The sequence below is a fragment of the Pseudomonas rossensis genome, from assembly GCF_039888995.1.
Taxonomy (GTDB): Bacteria; Pseudomonadota; Gammaproteobacteria; order Pseudomonadales; family Pseudomonadaceae; genus Aquipseudomonas; species Aquipseudomonas rossensis.
The window spans coordinates 18378-43432 of sequence record NZ_JBBWCB010000010.1; the positions used below are offsets into that span (position 1 = coordinate 18378).

Here is a 25055-nt window from a genome sequence, read left to right on the forward strand (position 1 = left end):
GTCATGAGATACGGGCATTTTTTATGGCTGTGAGATTTGTGTCGACTGTGATGCCTATATCGCGAGCAAGCTCGCTCCCACAGTGGATCTTGGGTGGATACAACACCTACGTACGACCTAGATCAATTGTGGGAGCGAGCTTGCTCGCGATATAGGTAGTCGCCCCTCCAGAGATCCCACTGATCAAACACAAAAACCCGGCAGTAACTAGTCAGACGGATCAAGCCTATCCAGCGCCCGGTTCACCGCCAGCTCCCCCAGCATGATGACTTGCGCAATGCCCAGCAGGGAATTTCGACTTGGCCCATCCATATGGTCCGCCAGATCCATGGCCATGACATTGGCCGATGCCAGCGACTCGCACGCATGGGCCAGCAGGGTTTCGGTATCGAGCTGCGGGTTGACGATGAACATGGTGCTGAGTTTGCGTGGGGTGGCGTTGATGAAAGCGGCAGCGTTGAGGTGGTAATCGAGGGCGCGGTCGGCGGCTTCGTGGAGTTTTTTTGAATCGGGGCTTTCGTACGGGGATGCCGGATCGGTGTCCGGCGGATTCGGTATCGGTTTGAACATAGATGCTTCCCTTTGGTAGTTGGGCCGCAACCATCTCGCTACTACACGAAAGGGTGGCAGCTGTGCGCAAGTTAGTAGACCGGAAAGGTAAGCAAAAACCGGCGCGTCCGAGGACGCCATGCGCACAGCTACCATCAAGCGCAGGCGGAAACCTGACTGATGATGCTCATGCGACCGCAATTACCTTAGCCGGGCTACTAAACCCAATCACTGACAATCAGTGACGGGAACCAAGTTACCGAGCAGCCCCAAGGCGCACAAGCCGGCGGATTCTGGCGTAACTGTAGGCAACGACGCAAGGCGTTGTAGCTTTCATGAAGTAACGCTGCGGGGAATTAAACAAGCGCGATCAAACGACGTTTAACGATCTGAGCCAGACTTCAGATCAAAGCCGCGAACGCACCCAATCCGCCACTTCCGCATGAATCCCCTCAACCTCTCCCAACAACCCCGCCATACGCAAAAAGTCATGGGTCATTCCAGGCTGTTCCAGCAACGTCACCTCATTCCCGGCAGCACGCAGCCGCTCGGCATACGCCAACCCTTCGTCATGCAACGGATCATGCCCGGCCAAGTACACCAGTGCTGGCGCCACGCCTGACAGATCCTCCGCCAGCAACGGCGAGCAGCGCCAATCAGCCAGATCCTCTGGCGTACGCCAGTAATGCGCATAGAACCAATCCAGCGTCGGCGTCTCCAGCAAGTACCCTTCTGCAAAGTCCCGATGCGAGGCGCGCTTGGTCGTGGCATCCGTCACCGGGTACACCAGCAATTGCGCCTTCGGTTTCAACGCCAGTTCCTCAGGTTCACGCACCGCCATGATCGACAACACTGTCGCCAGCGTCGCACCCACGCTGTCACCGGCCACGGCCACTCGCGTTGCGTCCAGGCCATGTGCCGCGCCCTCGCGCACCAGCCAGTTCCCCGCATCGCAGGCATCTTGCACCGGCGTCGGGAACCGCCATTCCGGCGCCAGTCGATAATCCACCGTCAACAAGGCAAATCCGCCTTGGGAGGCCAGCCGCCGGCACAGCGCATCATGGGAATCGAGGCTGCCGACCACATAGCCGCCGCCATGAAAATACAACACCACCGGTTGCAGCCCATCGACCGTTTGCCCATCGCGATACACCCTTGCCGACAGGCTGTGGCCATCTCGCGCGGCGATGGTGAAGTCTTCGCAGGCAACGCTGTCCAGCGGCACATCGAGAAACCCCGACGACGCTTCGAAATCGATCCGCGCCTGTTGCGGCGACTGTTCATGCATCGCGCGACTCTTGCCGGTCATCCGGCCGAACTCGGCGAGTTCTAGAAATGCTTCAAGTTCTGGCAACACAGCCATGGGACGAATCCTTCTACACAAAGAGGTCAATACAAAATCCTGATACGAACGACGCTTGTGTAGGAGCTGTCGAGTGAAACGAGGCTGCGATCTTTTGATCTTGATCTTAAAAAACAAGATCGAAAGATCGCAGCCTCGTTTCACTCGACAGCTCCTACAGGGGACCGTGGTGCTCCCGTTTATGCGATTGCCAATCGGCGTTCCAACAGGTCTTCAAGCTCATCCAGCAACTCATCACCGCGCAGCAGTTCGTAGTGCCCGCCCGCCAACAAGCGATCTACACCATGGCTACCGACCTGGGCCTCAAACACCCGACGTTCATCGTCGCGTTCGGCCACCCACCAGCGATGCGCCTTAATCTGAATCGCCGGCAGTTGCCGATGCGCCAGCGCCAGTTGCTTGAGGCGTGAGCCGGTGGCGAAGATCTGCGTGAGTTCCCCCACGCCCAACGCAGCTTGTTCATTGGAACCGTGCATGGCCGCCTCGATCACCGCCGTGGAACCTTCGCGCTCATTCAAGTCAGCGGCTTTCAGCGCAGTCAGCGCTTGAGCCTCATCGGCCGGCAGACCGAGCACAAATTTCAGGAAGTCGCCCAGGTCCTCGCGCCAGTCCCCCGCTTCTGCGGTGCCCGCCACGTAGCTGTCGACCAGCCCGGCAAACGCGACCGTCTCACCCTGGGTTTCCAGTTCGTGAGCAACCAGTTGCGTCAACGCTCCGCCCAACGACCAGCCCAGCAAGTAATACGGCCCCTTGGCCTGCTGACTGCGAATCCGTTGCGCATAGGCTTGAGCCATGGCCAGCAGTGACTCGTCCTGCCATTGCGGGTCAAGCAGCATCCGGCATTGCAGGCCGTACACCGTGCGCCGGCCTTCCAGTCGACGGGCCAGCGGTTCGTAGTCGAACACCGTGCCGAAACCGGCGTGCAGGCAGAACAGCGCCGGCACGTTCGGGATTCGCGCATTGAGCGCCAGCAACGGGTCCGGCGCAGACGCCGGTTCGGCAGCCTGATAGCCACTGAGTTCGGCGATGCACGGCTTCTGCATCAGATCCCGCAGCTTCAATTCAAAGCCCAGTTGCGGCTGACTGCGTACCCGCGAAATGACTTTGAGCACCTGCAACGAGTCGCCGCCCAGTTCGAAGAAGTTATCGTCGATGCCCACTTGCGGCACGCCGAGCACCTCTTGCCAGATCGCGGTCAGCGCCGTTTCCAGTGCGTTGCGCGGCGCACGATAGCCGCCGAGCGCCCATTCCGGCGCAGGCAGTGCGCGACGGTCGAGCTTGCCGTTGGCCGACAGCGGGAAACGCTCCAACACCATGATTCGCGCCGGCACCATGTAATCCGGCAGTTGCGCTTGCAGTTCAGACTTCAAGCGACGATCCAGCCCGACTGCACCGGCTGCCACCACATAACCCACCAATTGCTTGCCGGTCGGCGTGTCGTGCACCACCACGGCGGCATCCTGCACCCCGGCGCAGTCGCGCAGACGGGCTTCGATTTCGCCCAGTTCGATGCGGAAACCACGGATCTTCACTTGCTGGTCAAGACGCCCCAGGTAGTCGATCAACCCGCACTCGCGCTGGCGCACCAGATCGCCAGTGCGATACATGCGGCCACCGGCCTCGAACGGATCGGGGATGAAACGCTCGGCGCTCATGCCGGGACGCTGGTGGTAACCGCGCGCCAGGCATTCGCCGCCCAGGTACAGCTCACCGCTAACACCGACCGGCAACGGATTGAGGTCGGCATCCAGCACGTACAACCCACGCCCGGCCACACCACGACCAATCGGCGCATACGCCGCGTCGCAGGTTTCGCTGACCTCGGCACGCCACAACAAAGGCGTGACCACGGTTTCGGTCGGGCCGTAACCATTGACCAGACGCTGCGGACGCAGAGCCCGTTTGACCTGCTCGAAACTGGCCTCCGGCACCGCATCACCGCCAAAGCAATACACCTCGACCGCGGGTGGATTGCCCAGACGTTCAGCCACCTCGGCCATCTGTTGCAGGTACGCCGGCGGGAAGCAGGCCACGGTGACGGCGCGACGCTGCAGCACTTCCAGGGTTTGCTCCGGCGTCCACAAACTGTCATCGCGGATCACCAGGCTGCCGCCGGCCAACAGCACGCTCAGCCAGCGCTCCTGAGCACCGTCGAAGGCGAACGACATAAAGTGCAATTCGCGGCTGCGCGGCGCCAGTTCGTAGAGCTCGATGATGCCGCGGCAATGCCGGGCAATCGGTCCACGCGCCACCGCCACACCTTTAGGCTGGCCGGTGGAACCGGAGGTGTAAATCAGGTACGACAGATGCCCCGGCAGCGGTTGGGAAACCGGGCATTCGGTGTTGCCAGCAACGGCCAACTGATCGAGCAGCAGACGCGGTGGACTGTCGGCCAGGGTCAGCCGTTCGCCCAGATCACTGTCGCAAAGCAACAGGCTGGCCGCCGAATCGCTCAACATATAAGCCAGCCGCTCAGCCGGGTACGCGAGGTCCAAAGGCAGATACGCCGCCCCTGCTTTAAGCACCGCGAGGAACGCAACGATGGTGCGTTCGGAACGCGGCAACGCCACCGCCACCAGACTTTCCGGCCCGATGCCGCGACCGATCAGTTGCTGCGCCAACCCATTGGCCTGTGCCTCAAGCTGTGCATAACTGACTTCCCGATCCTCGCAGATCAAGGCGATTTTCTCCGGTTGCGTGCGTACATGCTGATTGAACGCGTGCAGCAAATCGGCGTTGCCTTCAGAAACTTGCGGCAGGCTGATCAGTGCTTCAGGCAAGCCAATGTTGCCAAGCAGACGCGTGGCATCCTCCGGCAACGCACGCAACAAACCTTCGAGCTGCGCACGAATCCGCTCAACTTCCACTTCACTGAAGCGATCACGCAGGAACAGGTATTCGACTTCCAGGCCTTCTTCGTTGGCGCTGACCATCAAGTCCATCGGGAAGTTGGTCACCCCGCCACTGCCGACTTCGGCAAAGCGCAGCTCACCTTCCTCGCCCCCTTTCAAGGCGCGGTCCACCGGATGGTTTTCGAATACGATGATGCTGTCGAACAAGCCCTGACCACCCTGCCCGGCCCAGCGTTGAATGTCCGACAACGGCGTGTGCTCGTAGTCGCGCACCATCAGGTTGTAATCCTGCAAGTCGCGCAGCCACTCGCCCAACGGTTGTTGCGGATCAAGCGTCTGAATGACCGGCAAGGTATTGATGAACAGGCCGAGCATGTCCTGCGCGCCGGCCAACCCGGTCGGACGCCCCGCCACCGTGGCGCCGAACGCGACACTGCGTTGGCCGCTGTGGCGTTGCAGCAGCAACAGCCACGCGCCTTGCACCAGTGTGTTGAGGGTCACGCGCTGACGCTTGGCGAAGTTGTGCAGTTTGCGCGTCGCTTCGGCGTCGAGGTTGCTGTACATCACGCCGTGACCGGAACCCGCCGCACCGGAAGCCTTGGCCAGAATGGTTGGTTCTTCGAGTAGCGCCAGGCGCTCACGCCAGAACCCTTGCGCCTGCGCACCGTCCTGACGTTGCAGCCAGGCGATGTAGTCGGCGTAACGACCGGTCAGGGTCGGCAGGCTGTCGTTGTGGTACAGGCGCAACATGTCGCCCAACAGCCGCGAGGCGCTCCAGCCGTCCAACAACAGGTGATGGTAGATCCAGATCATCTGGTAACGGTCATCACCCAGGCGAACCAGAATGAAACGCATCAACGGCGGGCAGCTCAGGTCGAAGCCTTTGGCCTGTTCCGCAGCCGCCAGTTCGCTCAGCGCCTGCTCGGTGTCGCTGCGGTCGCGCCAGTCGAGTTCTTCGATCGGCAACTCGACATCAGCGAACACCGCTTGCAGCGGATCGGCCAAGCCATCGCGCCAGCGGAACGCCGCGCGCAGCACTTCATGCCGCTCGACCAGCGTCTGCCACGCCGCGCGGAAACGCGGCACCTGCAAGCCGTCCACCGCTACGCTCAACTGGTTGACGTAGGGGTTCAGCTCCGGTGAATCGAGGCAATGGAACAGCATGCCTTGCTGCATCGGCGACAGCGGATAGAGATCTTGCAGCCCTTCACGGGCGGCGATGTCGATGTGCGGCACCAACGCAAAAGCAGGGACTTTCGGCGCTTCAACCAACGCCGCTTCGCGGCTGGTCGCTACCGCAGCGAGTGCCCGAATGGTCTGCTGCTCGAACAGTTGCTTCGGACTGAACACCAGCCCGCGCTGCCCGGCACGACTCACCGCTTGCAGCGAGATGATCGAGTCACCGCCGAGCTCGAAGAAGTTCTCGGTGACGCCCACCGACTCCAGCCCCAGCAGTTGCTGCCAGATCTCCACCAGCAACGCTTCGGCCGGCGACGCGGCAGCCACTTGATCGTGGTTCTGCCGAGTGGCTTCAGGCGCTGGCAGGCCTTGGCGATCAAGCTTGCCGTTCGGCGTCAGCGGCAACGCGGCCAGGCACATCAAATGCGCCGGCAGCATGTGCGCCGGCAGACGGCTGCGCAGGTGCAGGGTCAGCGCTTCACGCAAATCGTGCTCGTCGGCGAGCGGGTCGCGGGGCACCACGTAGCCAACCAACTGGCGGCTCACCGGACCTTCGCGATCAATCACAAAGGCTTCACGCACGCCCTCATGTTCCAGCAGGCAGGCTTCGATTTCACCGAGTTCGATACGGAAACCGCGAATCTTCACTTGCTGGTCGATACGACCGAGGTATTCAACGACACCGTCGGCACGGAACCGCGCGAGGTCGCCACTGCGGTACAAACGTGCGCCCGGCACGAACGGATCCGGCACAAAGCGTTCAGCCGTCAGGTCCGGACGTTGATGGTAACCCCGCGCGACGCCCTCGCCGCCCAGGTACAACTCGCCCGCCACGCCAACCGGCAATGGCTGCAAACCGCCATCCAGAATATAGGCGCTGCGGTTACCGACCGGCCGGCCAATGGGCATGAACGCCGAGTCGAATTCGGTGTCCGGGTACGCCAGCCAGATCAGCGGCGTGATCACCGTTTCGGTCGGGCCGTAGCCGTTGATCAGGCGCTTCGGTTGCAGCACCTGCTGGACTTCATCGAACGCATGTTTAGCCATGCCTTCGCCGCACGGGGTGTAAGAGCGGATCGGCAGATCACGCCCCGCTTCGCCCATGAAATCGGCGATCTGCGCCAGGTAGCTCGGGGTGAAGCAGGCGATGGTGATGCCGTGCTTTTCGATCTCGGCGCAGGTGCGCTCCACGCTCCACAACTCGTCGTCGCGGGGCATCACTGCCGAACCGAACACCAGCGGCGTCAGCCAACGCTCGTGGGCGCCGTCGAAGCTGATCGAGGCAAATTGCAGCTCGCGATCGTCCGGGGTCATGCCGTACAACTCGCCGATCGACAGGCAATGCATGGCCAGCGGACCGTGGGCCACGCTGACGCCTTTCGGTCGTCCGGTGGAGCCCGAGGTGTAAATCAGGTACGCGAGGTTTTCGCCGCAGGTGAGGTTGACCGGGTTGGTGTCCGCCATGAATTCCAGCGGCTCGCGGTCGATTTCCAGCACCGATAAGCCTTCCGGCAGTGGCAGTTTTTCTCGCAGCCACGATTGGCTGATCAGCAGCGAAATGCCGCTGTCTTCCATCAAATAATGCAGGCGCTCGGCCGGATACGCCGGGTCCAGCGGCACGTAGGCGCCGCCGGCCTTAAGGATCGCCAGCAAGCCAATGATCATTTCCGGCGAACGCTGCATCGCGAGGCCGACCCGCACTTCCGGGCCGATGCCCAGTGCGCGCAAGCGGTGGGCCAATTGGTTGGCGCGGCGGTTGAGTTGGTCGAAGCTCAGTTCCAGGTCGTTGAAGATCAGCGCCGTGGCGTCCGGGCGGGCGACGGCCTGGGCCTCGATCAATTGATGCACGCAGAGCGGGTTTTCCGTCGCGGTGAATGCCGGGTTCCACTCCACTAACTGTTGCGCACGTTCCGGCGCGGTCAGCAGGTCCAGTTCACTCAATGCAGCGTGTGGCGCGGCGACCATCGCCGCCAGCAGCGCGGCCAAATGCTCGCTCATGCGGGCGATGGCGTCGGCGCTGAAGTGGGCGCACTGGTAGCTCCAGTTCAGGCTGAGCAGGCTTTCGGCAGTGGCCGCCAGTGTCAGCGGGAAGTTGGTGCGTTCATGGTTCTGCGGGATGGAGAAACTCAACCCGGCCGGCGCACCTTGTTGCAGCGCTTTGGCCACCGGGAAGTTTTCGAACACCAGCAGGCTGTCGAACAGCGGCTCACCGGCGCGCCCGGCCCAACGCTGAATGTCACCCAATGCGGTGAATTCATGCTCACGCAGTTCCAGGTTCTGCGCCTGCAAGCGGGTCAGCCACTGGCCGACGCTTTCAACGGCGTCCGGGCTGATGATCACCGGCAAGGTGTTGATGAACAGGCCGAGTTGACTTTCAGCCCCCGGCAAGTCCACCGGCCGCCCCGCCACCGTGGCGCCAAACGCCACGCTGCGTTGACCGCTGTAGCGTTGCAGCAAGAGTGCCCAGGCACCTTGGACCAAGGTGTTGAGGGTGACCTTTTGCTGACGGGCAAACTCGCTGAAGCGTTTGCTGGTGGCGATATCGAAGGTCTGACGGTGGTCGGCAAATTCCGCCGTCGACAGGTTTTTACTGTCGCCATGGGCCAGGCTCTGGGCCAACAGGGTCGGGTTGTCGAGGGTCGACAACTGCTCGCGCCAGAACAGCTCGTCGGCTTGCGCATCCTGAAGATGCAACCAGCCGATGTAGTCGGCAAAACGCCCGGTCGGTGCCTGCACGTCCTGCCCGGCATAACGCTGCAGGACTTCGCTCAACAGCAGTGAGTTACTCCAGCCATCGAGCAACAAGTGATGGTGGGTGTAGATCAGTTGCTGACGCTCATCGTCGAGTCGCACCAGGGTCAAACGCATCAACGGCGCCCGGGTCGAATCGAGCTGCAAGCGTTCGCTGTCGATCAGCTGCACCAACGCTTCGGCCTGATCGTTGCGGCTGCGCCAGTCGAGGCAGGTCATCGGCAATTGCAGGTGACGATGCACCAACTGCACCGGCGCTTCGAAGCCGTCGGGGAAGTGGAAACTGCTGCGCAGGATCGGATGGGTGTCGAGCACCGCTTGCCACGCGCGGCCGAGCCGTTCGGCATCGAGGCCACGGGCTTCGACGCTGAGTTGGTTCACGTAGGCGCCGGACTCCGACTCGTACAGGCTGTGGAACAGCAAACCGGCCTGCATCGGCGACAGCGGATACAGGTCCTCGATCTGCGCCGGTGACCACGGCAGACCGTCGAGTTGCGCCTGAGTCAGACGCGCCAACGGGAAGTCCGCCGGGGTCACGCCGCCCGCGCCATCGCTCAGGCAATGAGCGATCAGCGCCAGCAACTCACTGCGGAAATCCGCGGCCAGCGCTTCGATTTCACGCTGGTCAAAGCACTCGCGGCTGAAGGTCCAGTCGAGTTTCAGTTCACCGCCATAGACCTGACCGTCCACCGACAGCCAGTTCGGCAACGGTGCGTCAGCTGATTGCGCGGCGCCGCTGGATTCCCGAGCTGGGGTGAACAGTGCGTCTTCGGCAAAACTCTGGTCGAACTGCCCGAGGTAGTTGAACGTCACGCGTGCTTGCGGCAACGCGGCCAACGCCGCTTGGGTCGCGGCATCGCCCATGTAACGCAATAGGCCGTAGCCCATGCCTTTGCCGGGGATTTCGCGCAATTGCTGCTTGATCGCCTTGATCGAACCCGCAAGGTCGACGGTCGGCGTCAGGCGCACCGGGAACAGACTGGAGAACCAGCCGACGGTGCGGGTCAGGTCGATGTCGTCGAACAGCTCTTCGCGGCCATGGCCTTCGAGCTGAATCAGCGCCGATGCATCGCCGGTCCAGCGGCTGAGGGTGCGGGCCAGCGCGGTCAGCAGCAGGTCGTTGACTTGAGTGCGGTAGATCGCTGGCGCCTGTTGCAGCAACTGGCGGGTCTGCTCGCGGTTCAGGCCGATGCTGACGCCTTGGCGCAGATGCCCGGCCTGGCTGGCTTGAGCGTTGGCGGCTGGCAGCGAATCATTGGCAGCGCTCAGTTGCGCCTGCCACCAGTTCAATTCGCTAGCGGCAGTTTCGGAACGTGCATAGGCATCGAGTTTGTCGGCCCAAGCCTGGAAAGCGCTGGTCTTCGGTGGCAGCTCTTGCCCTTGGTAAGCGGCCTGCAAATCTTCCAGCAACACCCGCCAGGAAACACCGTCCACCGCCAAGTGGTGGATCACCAACAGCAACCGCTGCGAGCCATCCGCCTGGGCGATCAACGCCACGCGCAGCAGCGGACCGTCTTGCAGGCTGAGGCTGCGCTGGGCTTCGTCGCACACCGATTCCAGCGAGGCATCGCTGGCCACGCGGGCGGTCCAGAGCATGTCGATCACATCACAGCTGTCGGCCCCGACATAACGCGCCGACCATTGGCCATCGACCTGACTGAAGCGCAAACGCAGCGCGTCGTGCTGCTTGAGCAGACGTTGCAGCGCCGCTTGCAGACGCGGCAACTCGAGGGTTTCGCGCGGTACCAGCAGCACCGCTTGGTTCCAGTGCGCGCGTTGCGGAATCGGCTCGTCGAAGAACCAGCGCTGGATCGGCGTGAGTGTTTGCACGCCGTCCACCGGCCCTTGTTGCGCCAGCGGCGCCGCTTGTTCTTTGACCACGGCAGCCAGTGCTTGCAAGGTTTGCTGCTGGAACAGGTCGCGCGGTTGCAGGCTCAGGCCTGCACGACGGGCACGGCTGACCACTTGAATCGAAATGATCGAGTCGCCGCCCAGTTCAAAGAAATTGTCCTGACGCCCGACCTGCTCCACGCCCAACACGTCTTGCCAGATCTGCGCCAGCACTTGTTCGTGTTCGCTGCGTGGCGCTTCGAACGCGCGTTGGCTGACCTGTGCGGTGGGCGCAGGCAGGCGTTTACGGTCGAGTTTGCCGTTGGGGCTCAGGGGCATTTGCTCGATCAGCACGGTCTGCGTCGGCACCATGTAGTCCGGCAGGCTCGCCAGCAGGTGGCTTTTCAGGGTTTCACGCCACGCGCCTTGCTGCTCGGCATCGGCGCTGACCAAGGCTCGATCTTGCGGCACGATGTACGCAACCAGTTGCTTGCCGCTCGGGCCATCGAGGGCCAGCACCACCGCTTCCTGCACGTCGGCATGTTCTTGTAGACGCGCTTCGATTTCGCCCAGTTCGATGCGCAAACCTCGAATCTTCACTTGGTGGTCGATACGCCCGCAGTAGTCGATGGCGCCATCAGCGCGATAGCGCGCCAGGTCGCCGGTGCGGTACAGGCGCTCGCCGCTGCCGAACGGGTCGACCACGAAACGCTCGGAGGTCAGCGCGCCACGGCGGTGATAACCGCGAGCCAGACCGACACCGCCCAGGTACAACTCACCCACCGCGCCCAGCGGCAACGGTTGCAGTTCGCTGTCGAGGATGCAGGTGCGCAGGTTGGCGATTGGCCGGCCGATCGGCACGCTGTCGCGGCCCTCTTCCACGCAGGTCCAGTGGGTCACGTCGATGGCCGCTTCGGTCGGGCCATACAGGTTGTACAAATTCGCTTGCGGCAGACTGCGCAAGGTCTGGCGTTGCAGTTCCATCGGCAGCGCTTCACCGCTGCAAATGATCCGTTGCAGCGAGGTGCAGGCCAGCGCCTCGTCGGCACCGATAAACGCCGAGAGCATCGACGGCACAAAGTGCAGCGTGGTGATCGCCTGTTCGACGATCAACGCGGCCAGACGTTGCGGATCGCGGTGCTCGCCGGGGGCGGCGATGACCAGCGTGGCGCCCTTCATCAGCGGCCAGAAAAACTCCCACACCGACACGTCGAAACTGAACGGCGTCTTTTGCAGCACGCAGTCGCTCGGCAGCAGGTTGTAGGCCTCCTGCATCCACTCCAGACGGTTGTGCAGCGCCACATGACGGTTGCCCGCGCCCTTGGGTTCGCCGGTGGAACCGGAGGTGTAAATCACGTAAGCAAGGTTTTCTGCGACAGCGAGGTTTGATAGATCGGTGCCCGGCAGATCGCTCAGCCAATCGGCTTCGCTGTGCAAGCACAAGGTGCGCACGTTGTCCGGGGTCGGGAGTTGCGCCAGCAGATGTTCCTGAGTCAGCAACAGCAAAATACCGCTGTCTTCGATCATGTAGCTCAGGCGATCAATCGGGTATTCAGGGTCCAGCGGCACATAAGCGCCACCGGCCTTGAGAATGGCCAACAGGCCGACGACCATTTCAAACGAGCGGTCGCAGGCAATGCCCACCAGCACTTCCGGGCCGACACCCTGGGCACGCAAGTGATGGGCCAGACGGTTGGCGCGCAGGTTCAGCTCGGCGTAACTCAGGCTCTGACCCTGGAACACCAGCGCTGTCGCCTCACCGTTTTCAATCGCGCGCGCTTCAAAATGCCGCTGCACGCAGACTTCGCCCGGATAGGTTTGAGCTGTGTCGTTGAGGTCGTCGAGGATGCGCAGACGCTCTTCGGCCTCCAGCAATGGCAACTCGGCTAGCGGGCACTGCGGGTTCGCCAGCACACCGGCCAACAAATTCCGCCAATGACGCGCTAAATGCTCGATGCGTTCAGCATCGAACAAATCGGTGGCGTACGTCAGGCTTGCGAACAGCTTGTCGCCCTCTTCCTGCGTGTCCAGTTGCAAATCGAATTGCGTGGTGTGCGCCGTGGCGTTCAGCGCTTCGACGCGCAACCCTGCGAGCAAACCGCTGACCGCCGCCGGTTTGGCTTGCTGGTGGTTGAACATCACCTGGAACAATGGACTGTGGCTGAGGCTGCGCTCACTTTGCAGCGCCTGCACCAGACGCTCGAACGGCAAGTCCTGATAATCCTGGGCATCCAGCGAAGCAGCGCGGGTCTGGTCGAGCAATTGGCTGAATGGCAGACGTCCGTCCAGTTCAGCACGCATCACTTGGGTGTTGACGAAGAAACCGATCAGGCCACGGGTTTCCGCGCGATTACGGTTGGCAATCGGCACGCCGACCCGCAGGTCGGACTGGCCGCTGTAGCGATAGAGCAAGGCCTGGAAGCTCGCCAGCAACAGCATGAACGGCGTGACGCCGCGCTGTTTGGCCAGGGTCATCAGACCGCTGGCCAGGGTCGCATCAAGGGCGAAATCCAGACGTGCACCGCGCTGGCTCGGCTGCGCCGGGCGCGGACGGTCGGTGGGCATTTCGAGCAGCGGTTGTTCGCTGCCGAGGGTCTCACGCCACCAGTTGAGTTGATGCTCCAGCTCCCCCGCTTCCATCCAGCGGCGTTGCCACAGGGCGTAGTCGGAATACTGAATCGGCAGCGCCTCCAGCGCTGCATTCTGCCCTTGGCAATGCGCGGCGTAGAGTCGGGAAAACTCCTCGACCAACACACCCATCGACCAACCATCGGTGACAATGTGGTGCAAGGTCAGCAACAGCACATGGTCTTCGGCATCGAGCTGCAACAGGCTGACCCGCAGCAGCGGACCGTGCTGCAGATCGAACGGCCGGGCGATGTCCTGCTCGACCGTTTTCATGGCCAGATCGAGACGCTGCTCCTGAGGTTCATCGCGCAGGTCGATCTGTTCGATCGGCAGCGAAGTGAACCCGGCCAGTGTCTGCATCACCTGACCGTCATCCTCGACGAAACGGCTACGCAAACTCTGATGCCGCTCCAGCAGCACATCAAAACTCTGCTGCAACGCCGCGACATTCAGCGGCCCGTGCAAACGCAGGGTGGCTGGAATGTTGTACGCCGAGCCTTGTGGATCAAGCTGCCAGAGAAACCATTGGCGCTGCTGCGCATACGACAGTTCAAACGTCGCTTGCGGCTCGGCAGCGGGTGGAATCGGCAGTTGACCGAAGCTCACGCCCTGCTCTTGCATGCGTTGCAGAAACTCGCGGCGCTTGTCGGCAGGCAGGCCGGCGAAGCGGGTGGCGATACGCTGGGCAGTGGTGTGTTCCATCAGTTGATCTCCATCTCGTCGAGAAGCGACTCAAGCGCATCAAGACGTGCATCGTTGTCAGCCGGGGCGTGTTGCCCGGCCATGGCGGCATAAGCCTGAAGGTCGGTGGATTCGAACAGCGCGCGCAGCGGCAGCTCGATGCCCAGTTCCAGCTCCACGCGGGCACTGGCCTGGGCGGCGAGTAGCGAATGCCCGCCCAATTCAAAGAAGTTGTCGCGCCGGCCGATCTGCGCCACGCCCAGCACGCTGGCCCAGATGTCTGCCAATTGCCGTTCGAGGTCGCCCTCGGGGGCTTCGAACGGGCGTTGCCATTCCTGCGCGTCAGGCACTGGCAAAGCCTTGCGGTCGAGCTTGCCGTTGCCGGTCAGCGGCAAGGCATCCAGCAGCAACCAGTGACTCGGCACCATGTAATCCGGCAGATCAACCTTGAGCGCGGCGCGCAGGTTGTCGCGCCAGGCAATCGGGTCGTGCGGGGGTTGCTCGGCCACGACGTAGGCGCACAGCTGCGGCCCGCCATCGCCGGTATGCACGCTCAACACCGCTTGGCGCACGCCCGGTTGCGCCAGCAGCGCGGCTTCGATTTCACCCAGTTCGATGCGGAAACCACGGATCTTCACTTGCTGGTCGATCCGGCCGAGGTAATCGATGCTGCCGTCGGCACGCTGACGCGCCAGGTCGCCGCTGCGATAGAGGCGTTGCGACGCATCGAACGGGCTCGGCACGAAGCGCTCGGCAGTCAGGCCGAAACGCCCGTGATAACCACGGGCCAAACCAGCGCCGGCGATGTACAACTCGCCCACCACGCCCACCGGCACCGGTTGCAACTGGCTGTCGAGCAGGTACCAGCGCAGGTCGCGGATCGGCAGGCCAATCGGGCTTTGGGCCTTGCCGTCGAGGTCGGCCAGGCGGATCGCACGGTAGGTCACGTGCACCGTGGTTTCGGTGATGCCGTACATGTTGACCAGGGTTGGCTGTTGGTCGCCGAAGCGCTCGAACCATGGACGCAGGCTCGCGACTTCCAACGTTTCACCGCCGAAAATCACCTGACGCAGCGACATGCTTCGTTCGCTGGCGCAAGCAATCGGCAACAACTGGCGGAACGCGGTCGGGGTCTGGTTCAACACCGTCACGCCTTCATCACAGAGCAAGCGGTGGAACTCTTGCGGCTCGCGGCTGATGTAATACGGCACGATCACCAAGCGCCCGCCGGTGCACAGCGAACCGAACAGTTCCCACACAGAGAAATCGAAGGCGTAGGAATGGAACAGCGTCCAGACATCATCCGGGCCGAAGTTGAACTCGGCAGCGGTCGCCGTGAGCAAACGCCCGACGTTGCCATGACTGAGCAATGCGCCCTTCGGCCGACCGGTGGAACCGGAGGTGTAGATGACGTAGGCAAGGTTGTCCGGGGTCGCCAGCGCCGGCAGGTTGTCGGCGCTGAAGGCATCCAGTTGCAACGACTCCAGGCTCAGCACTTGCACGCCGTCGCGGGATGGCAAACCGTCGATCAAGTGTTGTTGAGTCAGCAGCAACGTGATGCCGCTGTCTTCGATCATGTAGCTCAGGCGCTCGGCCGGGTATTGCGGATCGAGCGGCACATAGGCGCCACCGGCCTTGAGAATCGCCAGCAACCCAACCACCAACGGCATCGCTCGCTCGGTGGCGATGCCGACGCGCACCTCCGGGCCGACGCCCTGCTCGCGCAGTTTGCGCGCCAGTCGATTGGCCTGAGCGTTGAGCGCGGCGTAGGTCAGTTGCTCGCCTTCATAGGCCAGCGCGATTGCGTTCGGTCGTTCGGCAGCCTGGGCTTCAAACAAGTGGTGCAAGGTTGGCGACGGCGGTTGCGCCTGGAACGTCGGGTTCCAGTGCTGGATCAACGCATCGCATTGCGGCGCTTGCAGCATCGGCAGTTCGGCGACGCGCTGCTGCGGATCGGCGACCACCGCTCGCAGCAGGTTCAGCCACTGCTCGGCGAGGCGGTTCATCGACGCCTCGTCGTACAGATCCGTGGCGTAGGTCAGGCTGGAATCCAGCGCTTCGCCCTGCTCTTGAGTGTCGAGCACCAAATCGAATTGCGTGGTGTGTTGCTGCCAGTGCAGACGCTCAACCTGCAAGTCGGCGACGCTACGCTCAACGCTCGCACCCAACTGCTGCTGATGGTTGTAGAGCACCTGGAACAATGGGCTGTGATTGAGGCTGCGATCCGGCTGCAAGGCGTCGACCAACTGCTCGAACGGCAAGTCCTGATTCGCTTGAGCTCCCAATGCAACCCGCTTGACCTGTTGCAGCAAGGTGCTGAAGGACTGCTGCCCATCGATCTCCGCACGCAGCACTTGAGTGTTGATGAAGAAGCCGATCAGGCCTTCGGTTTCCAGGCGCGAACGCCCGGCACTCGGTACGCCGACGCTGATGCGGGGCTGCCCGCTCTGGCGATGCAGCAAGGTCTGGAAACTCGCCAGCAACAGCATGAACAACGTCACCTGTTGTTCCTGGGCACGTTGACGCAAACCGGCGAGCAATTCGCGGTCAACGTTCAGCGCCAGACTGGCGCCGCGCTCGGTACGACGGGCCGGCCGGGTCAGTTCGCTCGGCAATTCAAGCGGTGTATGGCTGCCAGCCAGTTGCTCGCTCCACCACGTCAGTTGGCGTGCGCCCTCCCCGGCCTCCAGCCAGTCACGCTGCCAACGGGCGTAGTCGCTGTAGTTCACCGGCAGGCTGTTGAGGTTGGCGGCGTTACCTTCGACGACGGCCTGATACAGCGCGCTGAACTCATCGACCATGACCTGCATCGACCAGCCATCGGCGGCGATGTGGTGCACGGTGAGCACCAGCACGTGTTCGTCGGTGTTCACTTGCAGCAGCAACACGCGCCACAGCGGACCGTTGCGCAGGTCGAACGGCCGGGAGATTTCTTCGGCTACGGCATTGTCGATCGACGACTGATCGAGCGTGCGCTCATCCAGTTGCAGCGCCAGATTGTCGTGCAGCACCGAACGCGCCTGCTGGCCGTCCTGCTCAAAGGTTGTGCGCAGGGTCTGGTGACGGGCCTGCAATTGAGTGAAGGCTTCGCGCAGGGCTTCGCGGTTCAGCGAGCCCTTGAGGCGCAGCGCGGCGGGAATGTTGTAGGCCGAGCTTTGTGGGTCCAGTTGCCAGAGAATCCATTGACGCTGCTGGGCGTACGACAGAATTTGTGGCTGATCGTCTGTTGCACGTAGCAGGACCGGTTGGCCGCTGACATTCGCCAGTGCTGCACGCTCGGAAAATTCCGCCAGATTGGCGGCGGAGAACAGGCTGCTCACAGACAGTTCGAGCTGCAATTGCTGACGCACGCGAGAGATCACCTGAAGCACCAGCAACGAGTGCCCGCCCAGCTCGAAGAAGTTGTCGTCACGGCCCACGCGTTCGACCTGCAACACTTCCTGCCAGATCTGCGCGAGTTGCGTTTCCAGCCCTTCGGCCGGGGCTACGAAGTCACGTTGTGCATCGCCAGCTTCAGCGCGCGGCAAGGCTCTGCGATCGAGTTTGCCGTTGTTGTTGAGCGGCAGTTTGGCCAGCAGGATCAGGTGATTCGGCACCATGTATTCCGGCAGCGACTGACGCAAGACGGCTTTGAGGCCATCCAGATATTCCGTTTCTGAAACCACCGCGCCGTTGGCCACGATATACGCCACCAGTTGCGTGCCGTCCTGAGCGATGACCGCCGCTTCGCGCACGTCCTCACGGGCTTGCAGGCAGGCTTCGATCTCGCCCATTTCAATGCGGAAACCGCGAATCTTCACTTGATGGTCGATGCGGCCGACGTATTCCAGATTCCCGTCAGCGTTGTAGCGCGCCAAGTCGCCGCTGCGGTACAGCCGCGCGCCCGGTTCACGGGCGAAAGGGTCTGGCAGGAAACGTTCAGCGGTCAGCGCCGGGCGGTCGAAGTAGCTTTGAGCCAGGCTGGCCGGGGCACCGATGCACAATTCGCCAACGCCACCGTTGGGCAGCAGTTGACCGGCAGCGTCCAGCACGTACAGCGCCCGACCCGCGATGGCTCGACCGATCGGGATGCCGAACGCGTCGCTGGCATCGATCAGACGGCATTCATGAACGCTGGACACCACCGTCGCCTCGGTCGGGCCGTAGGTGTTGAGCAAACGCACATGACTCAAACCTGCTTGATGCCACAAGCGCAGACCTTCCACCGACATCGCTTCGCCGCCGACGTGAACCTGACGCAAATCACCGAGATTGCGCACCACACCGCTCGCACATTCCCGGGCCAGCAAATACCAGTAAGCGGCTGGCAAGTCCGCTACTGTCACGCCTTGCTGGACGATTTCGACGGCCAGTCGCCCGGCATCCCACAACTCATCGCCGCGCATGATCAACGCCGCGCCGACGCACAACGCCGGGAAGCATTGCTCGACGAAACCATCGAAACTGAAGGTCGCAAACTGCAATACGCGGTCCGACGCCGACAGTACCGAATAGTCGGCGGCGGTCTGGCAGAACTCGCGCAGCGCGGCATGGGCGATGGCCACGCCTTTGGGTTGGCCGGTGGAACCGGAGGTGTAGATGACGTAGGCCAGGTCTTCGGCGACCGCATGGTTTGGCGGATTGCTGTCGGAGTAGCCGGCGTTGTCGTCGAGGCTGAGACGTAGCACGCCGGGCACATTTTCCAGCAAACCGGACTCGCACAGCAGCACGTCGAGATGGCTGTCGTCGATCATGTACGCCAGGCGTTCAGCCGGGTATTTCGGGTCCAGCGGCACATAGGCCGCGCCGGTTTTGAGCACCGCCAGCAGGCTGACGATCAGTTGCGGGCCACGGTTCAGCGCAAGACCGACGCGCTTGCCGGGGCCGGCACCGTTGTCGATCAGGCGATGGGCCAGGCGGTTGGCCTGAGCGTTCAACTGGCCATAGCTCAGGGACTGACCGTCGACCTGCAATGCCAATGTTTGAGGGGTGGCGGCAGCCTGAGCCGCGATTTGTTCGTGGACCAAAAGCGTTGTGGATAACTGAACCATGGCCGGTTGGCTGACCGCGAGCACAACGGCTTTGCCAGCGACATCAAGCAGTTCCAGCGCACCGAGTGCCGCGTCCGGCAGCGCAACCAATTGCGTCAGCAGATGCTGCAAATTGGCCGACAACTCAGCGACCTGCGCCGCACTGAACCGTGCCGCGTCGTAGCTGAAGTCCAGGCTCAGGCCTTCGCCCAGTTCGATGCCCAAGGTCAGCGGATAGTGCGTGCGCTCGTGGTTGTGCAGGTTGCCAAACGACAACCCGGCCGGTGCGCCCTGCTTCAGCGCCTCGGCCACCGGGAAGTTTTCGAACACCAGCAGGCTGTCGAACAGCGCCGAACCCTGTTGCCCCGCCCAACCCTGAATGTCGTAAAGCGGCACATGCTCGAACTCGCGCATGGCCAGGTTCAGCCCTTGCAACTCGCCCAGCCATTGGCTGACGGTTTGATCCGGCTTCATCGCGCACACCAGCGGCAGCGTGTTGATGAACAGGCCGAGCTGCTCTTCGATCCCCGGCAGCGGCGCCGAACGCCCGGCGACCGTGGCGCCGAAAACGACGCAATCCTGGCCGGTGTAGCGGTGCAGCAACAGGCTCCACGCCGCTTGCAACACGGTGTTGAGGGTGACTTTCTGCTGACGGGCGAACTCGGCCAGACACTGGGTCGCGTGGCTGTCGAGAGCGACGCGGTATTCTTCGCGGCCTTCGGCACCCACCGGCGGCCGCAAGGCTTCGGCCAGCAACGTCGGCGCTTCGAGCGGTGCCAATGCCGCTTTCCAGAACTGCTCGCCCCCGGTGGCCGACTGCTGCTGCAACCAGCTCAGATAATCGCGGTATTGCCCGGTCGGTGCCGGCAGCGATTGCCCGGCGGCGTAGTGCTGGATCACTTCGGCCAGCAACTGTGCGTTGCTCCAGCCGTCCATCAAAATGTGGTGGCTGGTGTAGATCAGGTGCCAGCCATTGGCACCTGTGCGGACAAGCTTCAAGCGGAACAGCGGCGCGGTGCCCAGTTCAAAACCTTCGGCGCGCTCGGCGTCGGCCAGCGCATCGGTGTCGGTCGCTTCAAGCACTTCAAGTGGCAACGCGACGTGGCGGACAATCGCCTGGTGCGCGGTGTCGAGGCCTTGCCAGTGGAAGCTGCTGCGCAGGATGTCGTGACGTTCCAGCGCGGTTTGCCAGGCCTGAGCGAATCGCTGCGGATCGAGGCCCTGAATGTCGAGGCGCAACTGACTGATGTAGGCGCCGACTTCGGGTTCGTAGAGGGTGTGGAACAGCATGCCCTGCTGCATCGGCGACAGTGGATAAAGGTCTTCGAGGGTCGAAACAGCAACCGGCAGTGCATCGAGTTGCGCCTGACTGATGCGCGCCAAAGGGAAGTCTGACGGTGTGGCTTGCGGCGCTTCAACGGCGCAGCAGTGATTGATCAACGCATTGAGTTCCAGCGCGTAATCGTCCGCCAGACGCTGGATGGTCGCGGTGTCGAACATCTCGCGGCTGAAACCCCAGCTCAGCGACAACTCGCCGCCGTAGACCTGGCCTTCGACCGTCAGCCAGTTGCCCAGCGGTGCCGATGGATCTTGCGCGATGCCGTTGCCTTCGGTGGACGGCACAAACATCGCCGCGTCGTCGAACTGACGGTCGAACTGCCCCAGGTAGTTGAAGGTGATGCGCGGTTGCGGCAACGCCGCCAGTTCGGCGCGAATCGCCGGTGTGCCGAGGTAACGCAGTGCGCCATAACCAAGGCCTTTGTCCGGCACGGCGCGCAGTCGTTCTTTGATGGATTTGATCGACGCGCCGAGATCGCTGGATGGCATCAGATTTACCGGGAACAGGCTGCTGAACCAGCCGACTGTGCGGGTCAGGTCGATGTCGTCGAACAGGTCTTCGCGGCCATGGCCTTCAAGCTGAATCAGCGTGCTGCCCTGCCCGCTCCAGCGGCAAACCGCCCGCGCCAGGGCGGTCAGCAACAGGTCGTTGACCTGGGTGCGATAGGCCGCCGGGGCCTGTTGCAGCAGTTTGCGGGTTTGTTCGGTGTCGAGTTTGAGTTCGAGTTTGTGTTCGAAGCGGTTTTCCAGCGCGCCGTTCGGGCGATCGCATGGCAGATCGGATGCTGCGTCGCGCAGTTGGGTTTGCCAGTGACCGAGGCTGTTTTCAAAGGCTGGAAGATGAGCTTGCAGACGGGCGACCCAGCGTTGATAGGTGCTGGTTTTCACCAACGACGCGCTTCCGCCGTTGTAAAACTGCTGAAGGTCTTCCAGCAGCACGCGCCAGGACACACCATCCACCGCCAGGTGATGAATGACCAGCAGCAAACGCTCGGTACCGTCGGCCATCGAGACCAGCAGCGCGCGCATCAGCGGGCCACTTTGCAAATCGAGACTGCGCTGGGCTTCGTCGCACAGGGCGTTGAGTTCCGCAACCGATTGCGCCTGACGCTGCCACAACACTGATTCAGTGGTCGGCGCGGCGTAGGCTTGCTGCCAACCTTCGGCAGTCTGTTCGTATCGCAGACGCAAGCTGTCGTGATGAGTCAGCAATTTCACCAACGCCCGATCCAGCGCTTCAACGCTCAACGCCTCGCGCGGTACCAGCAGCAGCGACTGGTTCCAGTGCTGACGCTCAGGGATCGCTTGTTCGAAGAACCACTGTTGCACCGGCGCCAACGCCACCGCGCCAACCGCCGGACCTTGATCGATCAACGATTGCTCGCCGCTACGGGCCGCCTGGGCCAAGCTGCGGATGGTCTGGTGCTGGAACAGATCCTTGGGGCTCAACACGATGCCGGCCTGACGCGCACGGCTGACCACTTGCATGGAAACGATGGAGTCGCCGCCCAGTTCGAAGAAGTTGTCTTCCAGACCCACATTTTCGATGGCCAACACGTCCTGCCAAATCGCCGCGAGGGATTGTTCCATCGCCGTGCGCGGCGCGACGTGTTCGCGTTGTTGCTGCGAGCCGTCAATCGCCGGCAAGGCCTTGCGGTCGAGTTTGCCGTTGGGGGTCAGTGGCAGCTGCTTGAGGAACAGCAGAAACGCCGGGACCATATAGTCCGGCAGGTGTTGGCGCAGCGCGGCTTTCAAGGTTTCACGCTGGGTCGCTTGAGCGTCGATGTCGTCCAGTAACGCTGGATCGGCCGGCACGATATAGGCGACCAGTTGCTGACCGTTGACGCCGTCCTGAGCCAGCACCGCCAATTCACGCACGGCCTCTTGCTGCAACAGCCGCGCTTCGATTTCACCGAGTTCGATACGGAAACCACGCACCTTGACCTGATGGTCGATACGACCGACGTATTGCAACGCGCCGTCGGCCTGATAACGGGTCAGGTCGCCAGTGCGGTACAGGCGTTCGCCATTGCTGGCGAACGGGTTCGGCACGTATTTTTCGGCGGTCATGCCCGGACGTGCCAGGTAACCGCGGGTGATGCCCGCGCCGGCCAGGAACAGCTCGGCAGACACGCCTTGAGGTACCGGTTGCAGGTCAGCGTCCAGCAAGTAGCTGGCGGTGTGCTTGACTGGCCGGCCTATGTTCGCGCGGCCAGCAGCCTCGCGGCGGGTCCAGGTCGAATAGGTGGTGTCTTCCGACGGACCGTACAAATCGTAGACATGCTCGACGGTCGACTGCTGATACAGCGCCTCCACCAGGCTCTGCTTCAACGGCTCGCCGGCGAGGTTGATGATGCGCACGCTCGGCGGGATCTGCCCGTCGCGCTGCAACGCATTGATCGCCGACGGCACGGTGTTGATCAGGCGCACCTGATCACGGGCCGGCAGATTCGGCAATTCCAGGGCATTGCGGGCGATGATCACCGAGCCACCGTTGGCCAGCGTGACAAACAGCTCCCACACCGACAGGTCGAAGCACACCGATGTCGAGGCCAACACGCCTTGAATGTCTTCACGGCTATAAACCGATTTAGACCAGTCGATCAGCGCCAGCACGTTGCGATGGGCAATGGCCACGCCTTTGGGTTTGCCGGTGGAGCCGGAGGTGTAGATCACGTAGGCGAGGTTGTCTGGTGTGACGCGGGTGACCGGCGCGCTACTTGGGTAAGCGGCCCACGCCCTATCGTCCATCAGCAACACTTGCGTTTCAGCTGTCACGGTCAATGTCGCAGCGACAGATTGCTCGGTCAGCAGCACTAGCGCGCGGCTGTCTTCAAGCATGTAGGCAACGCGTTCGGCCGGGTAATCGGGGTCCAACGGCACATAAGCGCCGCCGGCCTTGAGTACCGCCAGCAACGCCACCAACAGGTTGTCGGAACGTTGCATCGCCACGCCGACCCGGACTTCCGGGCCGACGCCCAGCTCGATCAGCTTGTTAGCCAGGCGATTGGCCTGATTATCGAGCTCGGAGTAAGTCATCTGCTTCGTGGCAAAGGTCACCGCCAATGCATTCGGGTTCGCGGCGACTTCCTCGCTGATCAGCTCATGAATGCACAGGTCCTGCGGGAAGCTTTCGTCAGCACGGTTCCAGTCATGCACGATCCGCTGATATTCGGCGTTCTCCAGCAGCGGCAAATCACTGATGCGCTGCTGCGAATCACTGACCATGCCCTGCAACAAATGCGTCCAGTGCTGCGCCATGCGCGCGATGGTCGCGGCGTCGAACAGGTCGTTGGCGTAAGTCAGCGCGGCGTGCAGCTTGCCGCGCTTCTCATTGGTGTTGAGGTCGTAAGTATCCAGGGTCAGATCGAACTGGGTGGTGCGCCCTTCCCACTCGATCACGCCCAGCGCCAGACCGGACGCGGTGCTGACCGTAGAAATGTCCGCGACTTGCGGCTGGTGGTTGTACATCACCTGGAACAGCGGCGTGTGGCTGAGGCTGCGCTCCAGTTTCAGCGCCTCGACCAGGCGCTCGAACGGCAGGTCCTGATGGGCCTGGGCACCGAGGGCGGTTTCCTTGATGGCGCGCAGCAACTCATCAACCCGCGTCTGGCCGTCGAGCTTCGTGCGCAGGACCTGGGTGTTGACGAAGAAACCGATCAGGCCTTCGATTTCGGCGCGGTGGCGGTTGGCGATCGGCACGCCGACGCGGATGTCGGTCTGCCCGGTGTAGCGATGCAGCAGCGCGTTGAAGGCGCCGAGCAGCAGCATGAACAGGGTGATGTTGTGTTTCTGCGCCGTGGCCCTCAGTTGCTCGGCCAATTGACCGTCGACCGCGAACTCGTAACGGGTGCCGCGATAGCTCGGCATCGCCGGGCGCGGATGATCGGTGGGCAGTTCCAGCACCGGGTGCTCGTCGCCCAGTTGCGCCTGCCAGTAGTCGAGTTGACGCGCCTGTTCGCCCGCCTCCAGCCAGCGGCGTTGCCACAACGCATAGTCGCTGTACTGGATCGGCAATGGCGCGAGTTGCGGTTGTGCGCCTGCCTCAAAAGCGTCGTAGCAGCGGATGAACTCGTCGATCAGCACGTTCATCGACCAGCCGTCGGAAACGATGTGGTGCAGGGTCAGCAGCAGGACGTGTTCCTGCTCGGCGAGTTTGAGCAAGGTGACGCGCAACAGCGGGCCGACCGAAAGATCGAAGGGCAGCACGGATTGCTGCTCGGCCGCTTGGGCGACTGCTTGCTCGCGCTCAATGGCCGGCAACGCGCTGAAATCCACCTGATCGATCACCAACGGCGCACGGGCCGGCACTTGCAGCAAGGTGTCGTCGACCTGGCTTTGGAACACTGTACGCAGGGTTTCGTGGCGCGCAACGAGGCTGGCAAAGGCTTGCTCCAGCGCGGACAGGTTCAAACGCCCGGTCAGACGCACCGCGCCCGGCAGGTTGTACGCACCGCTTTGCGGGTCCAGCTGCCAGAGAAACCACATGCGCTGCTGGGCGTACGACAACGCCTGGCGATCCTCGGCGCAGGCGTCGGCAGGAATGGGAAACCGGGCGAAATCAACGCCTTCCTTGTGCAAGGCCGCAAGGAACCTCTGGCGCTTTTCCAGGGGCAACCCGATAAACCGGCGAGCAAGTTTCAAGGAGTCTTCAGCATTCATTTCTAAGCATCCGGATCAGTGGCGGGAAGCACAAAGGCACGTCGTCCCTATAAAACGAATCCAGACCGGAAAAATTAGCGAATGAGAACAAGTATCAGAAAGGAGGGGTATGGCGAGGATAGTGAGGTGACCCATGCCCCCTGTGGGAGCGAGCTTGCTCGCGATAGGGCCATGACAGGCGACATAGATGCTGACTATCCGGCCGCCATCGTC

At 62.5% G+C, this 25055-nt stretch carries 4 protein-coding genes and 1 pseudogene; all 5 read right to left on the bottom strand.

Annotated elements, in window-relative coordinates:
* Window positions 1-207: 207 nt before the first annotated feature.
* A complete protein-coding gene (locus WLY71_RS05085) occupies window positions 208-570 on the bottom strand; it encodes a DUF6124 family protein (protein ID WP_347802733.1) in 363 nt (120 codons plus the stop codon).
* Window positions 571-955: 385 nt separating this feature from the next.
* On the bottom strand, window positions 956-1912 hold the full coding sequence (locus tag WLY71_RS05090; protein WP_347802734.1) for an alpha/beta hydrolase: 957 nt from the start codon (window positions 1910-1912) through the stop codon (window positions 956-958).
* Between the two features lie 179 nt (window positions 1913-2091).
* Complete coding sequence (locus tag WLY71_RS05095; protein ID WP_347802735.1) at window positions 2092-13854, bottom strand: non-ribosomal peptide synthase/polyketide synthase; 11763 nt, start codon at window positions 13852-13854, stop codon at window positions 2092-2094.
* Window positions 13854-17195 (bottom strand): amino acid adenylation domain-containing protein, encoded by a 3342-nt coding sequence (locus WLY71_RS31265; RefSeq protein WP_425589912.1) that lies wholly within the window; start codon window positions 17193-17195, stop codon window positions 13854-13856. Before WLY71_RS31265 ends, WLY71_RS05095 begins: the two co-directional genes overlap by 1 nt.
* A pseudogene (locus tag WLY71_RS05100) lies at window positions 17169-24842 on the bottom strand (amino acid adenylation domain-containing protein); the annotation flags it as partial. The pseudogene WLY71_RS05100 and the gene WLY71_RS31265, both read right to left, overlap by 27 nt.
* Window positions 24843-25055 lie beyond the last annotated feature (213 nt).